At 41.7% G+C, this 585-nt stretch carries 1 protein-coding gene; it reads right to left on the minus strand.

The genetic code is table 11. From position 1 onward, the window contains the following. A partial coding sequence (locus D1841_RS18310) for a Nif3-like dinuclear metal center hexameric protein (protein ID WP_207710218.1) occupies positions 1–417 on the minus strand: 417 nt, incomplete at its 3' end. Between the last annotated feature and the right edge of the window lie 168 nt (positions 418–585).

Raw genomic sequence — 585 nt, forward strand, 5'->3', positions numbered from 1 at the left:
GCCGCCCTCTTCAAAAAAACTTGAGTAAGGTGTCAATTCCATTTCTCCTGCCAAAGCAATACCCGGTGCATACGGTCCTAGCTGATCCAAAGGCAAGTGCATGCTATAGTGGCTAATGCGGTTTTCCTTCATATAGTGCTTATCCCTATCTGAAAAATATACCGGCGGCTCACTTTCAGGATGCTGTGCACCCGGATGATGTGTAAACAGCAGGCAGTCATGCGCTCCCTGTCGGCGGAGTTTTCCTAATACCTCCTCGCTTGAAAAAGTCGCAGTATAAACTTTGTCGATTACCTGCGCATTACTCAGCAGCAGCCCATTGGGCGCTAAATCGGTATACCGGCCCGGCTGAAAAAATTCGTCAAGCATTCGGCAAATGTCCTTTTCGTGAATATTAACAGTATTTTCTGAAATCATAGCATAAACTCCATTTACTACATTTTTTAATGTAATTACTTTATTTGCATTTTACTACGCCCCTCCCATGATTGTCAAGAGTAAATTCAAAAAATATGTAATTTTTCTGATTAGTTTTACATTCATACAATTCAGCCCACAAAAATAAGCCGAAAACTGCTTTACAGC

The organism is Neglectibacter sp. X4 (assembly GCF_009917365.1).
GTDB lineage: Bacteria > Bacillota > Clostridia > Oscillospirales > Acutalibacteraceae > Acutalibacter.